The sequence below is a fragment of the Microcystis sp. M53603_WE2 genome, assembly GCF_030065435.1.
On the sequence record NZ_JASJFF010000497.1, the window covers coordinates 1 to 2,935 of the forward strand.

The window sequence follows — 2,935 nt, forward strand, 5'->3', positions numbered from 1 at the left end:
AGTACCCGATCAAGTAACTATCGATCAACTACCATTTATTCGTAATCTTCCCACTTCGGGATTCGCTCTTTTTGCCACAGAAAATCTCAATCCCAACCTGCAAACAATTCTTAATCGCATTCAGGGATCGATAATTACGAAAAAAGCCGAACCTTTACCCCACCGTCAACCCTTCAAAACGGCAGCATCGCGGTTTAATTTCCTGCGTCAAGAGTGGAGTTTTTTAATAACGAATAATTTATGGGCAATGGAGGAGCTAACCTTAAAAACTTGGGGGCAAGAAGTGGACGAAATGGCTAATTTATTAGAGCAATTAGCTAATAATCCCAGCCCTCGCAATTGGACTTTAACTCAAAATGCCTTAAAGCGATTTAGCTATCAATTTAAATCTGTGATGTCCCGACAAAAAGATTTATCTCCCTATCAAATACAAGTCTGGGAAAATCGCCTCGCCACCCTACAAAGTCTCTTAAGTTATGGTCAAAGGGTTGAGTTTTAATTAGGGTTTGCCCAAAAAGTTTATTGGTGGAGTTAGGAGACAGGATTCAGGAGACAGGATTCAGGAGACAGGAGACAGCTTTTATTTATTCTCCCCACTCCCCAATTCATAATTCATCATTCCCACACCCCACATTCTACACTCTCTTGTCAGAGGCCCGCCGGAATATGTAACAATTTATGGGAGAAACCCCAAGCAAATTCAACGAGAAAAACATGGCAGCTACAATTAAGAAAGGAGCTTTAGTCCGCGTGGTGACGGGAAACCTAGAAAATAGCCTCGAAGCCCTAGCCAGCGATCGCCGTTTACCCAGTTATATGTTCAACTCGACAGCAGAAGTCTTGGATGTAAAAGATGATTACGCTTTGATTAAATTCTACGTTCCTACCCCCAGTGTGTGGCTAAAGCTCGAACAACTGGAACCCGTCTGATGAGGATATTGCCTCATCCATAAATCATGGTTGACTTCTACGATACACTCATCCCCTGCCAATCGCCCCGAGTCTCGGTTATTGGTGCCGGTAACGTCGGACGCACCCTGGCCCAACGCATCGCCGAAAAAAACCTCGCCGATGTGGTTCTCCTCGATATCGTCAATGGTTTGCCCCAGGGTATTGCCCTAGATTTGATGGAAGCTCAGGGCATAGAACTGCACGACAGCGAGATTATCGGCACTAATAACTATGAAGACACGGCAGGCTCGGATATTGTCGTGATTACGGCTGGATTAGCCAGAAAACCGGGCATGAGTCGCGATGATCTCATGAATGTCAATGCCAAAATTGTCGTCGAGGCCGCCACTAAATGCCTCCAGTATTCTCCAGAGGCCATTTTTATCGTCATCACTAATCCCCTTGATGTGATGACCTATCTAGTCTGGCAAGCAACTGGTTTACCTCCCCAAAGAGTGATGGGAATGGCAGGAGTCCTCGATTCTTCCCGTTTACAAACCTTTATCGCCATGGAATTGGGGGTTAGTACCGCCGACGTTCATGCCATGGTCTTGGGTGGTCACGGTGATTTAATGTTGCCCCTACCCCGTTACTGTACCGTCAGTGGTGTGCCGATTACCGAATTAATGGACGAGATGACGATTAACCGTTTAGTGGAGAGAACTCGCAACGGTGGGGCTGAAATCGTCAAATTACTGCAAACTGGCGGCGCTTATTACGCCCCTGCTTCCTCTGCCTGTACCATGGTCGAGACGATATTGAGAAATCAATCCCGTTTACTGCCGGCGGCAGCCTATCTTAAGGGTGAATACGGTTTACAGGATGTCTATCTGGGGGTTCCCTGTCGCTTGGGCTGTCGGGGTGTGGAAAGTATTCTGGAAGTGCGTTTGACCGATGCTGAACGTCTGGATCTACACACTTCTGCTGCCTCAGTTCGTCAGAATGTTCATTTAGCCCTTGACAGTCTCAAGGTTTTGATGTAGTTAATACAACTCATATTTTAAGAGGGTACAGGGCAGAGAACCGTTATACAAGGGAGTGCGACGGGAAGAACGCAGACCGATTTGTTTAGTCAGTTCTTTGTTACCCGATAAAATATAGGCTGTCCAACCCTTAAACCTCTGTTTTAAGACATCACCGAAGGATTTATATAAGGCCCCTAATTCTTCGGTATTGCCCAATCTTTTGCCGTAAGGGGGATTACAGAGAATAATCCCTCGATCGCTCGCCGGTTCTAAGTCGGTGATGCTTTGCAAGCTAAAATTAATATGGTCCTGCACTTGACAAAAATAGGCGTTATCCTCGGCCTGACGCAAAACCTCATAATCGGCATCACTAGCATAAATTGGCGCATTTAGCTGAAATTTTTGTTTTTCTTTAGCTTCCTTAAGCAAAGATTGCCATAAATCCGGTTGATAGTCTGGCCATTTCTGAAATCCGAACTGGGAACGAGATAAACCGGGGGCAATATTTAAAGCTTTTAACGTCGCTTCGATGACAATGGTTCCCGAACCACAAAAAGGGTCTAAAAGCGCCATATCATCCTGCCATGCCGATAATTCTACCAAAGCAGCGGCGAGACTTTCTTTCAGAGGTGCGACTCCCATGGCCCGATGATACCCGCGACGATGCAAACTGTGACCAGAACTATCTAAACTAAGCACACAGAGATTTTTCTCGATATGAGCGTTAATTTGCAGGTCGGGATTTTCTGTATCCACAAAAGAACGGGGATTCCCCTGTTGACGCTGTTGGTCGATAATAGCGTTTTTGATGCTTAAAGCGGTGTAATGGGTGTGATTGAGGCGATCGTTCGTTCCCGTACATTGTACCGCTAAAGTTTCCTCACTGGTGAGATAATCGCGCCAATCAATGGCTTGAATGCCATCATACAGTTCCTTCCCATCCCCACAGGGAATTTCGGCAATGGGAACCAAAACCCGAAAAATAATTCTTGACCAAAGATTGACTCGATAGAGTAGGG

Annotated in this window: 3 protein-coding genes and 1 pseudogene; 3 read left to right on the plus strand and 1 reads right to left on the minus strand. The window is 45.8% G+C overall.

Annotation, left to right across the window (positions count from 1 at the left end; genetic code table 11):
• The 3 genes and pseudogenes from PX481_RS10335 to mdh form a co-directional block, all read left to right on the plus strand.
• Positions 1 to 499, plus strand: a pseudogene (locus PX481_RS10335) (glycoside hydrolase family 10 protein); the annotation flags it as partial.
• Positions 500 to 714: 215 nt separating this feature from the next.
• The gene (locus PX481_RS10340) at positions 715 to 930 is read left to right on the plus strand and encodes an NAD(P)H-quinone oxidoreductase subunit O (RefSeq protein WP_002758722.1); all 216 of its coding nucleotides are present in this window, start codon (positions 715 to 717) and stop codon (positions 928 to 930) included.
• Between the two features lie 26 nt (positions 931 to 956).
• Positions 957 to 1,934, plus strand: coding sequence for a malate dehydrogenase (gene mdh / locus PX481_RS10345; protein ID WP_002758721.1), 978 nt, complete (start codon positions 957 to 959; stop codon positions 1,932 to 1,934).
• Here the strand turns inward: mdh and PX481_RS10350 are convergent.
• Positions 1,935 to 2,935 (minus strand): THUMP domain-containing class I SAM-dependent RNA methyltransferase (locus PX481_RS10350; RefSeq protein WP_288094544.1); only part of this gene is annotated, 1,001 nt, incomplete at its 5' end. It abuts the gene before it with no gap.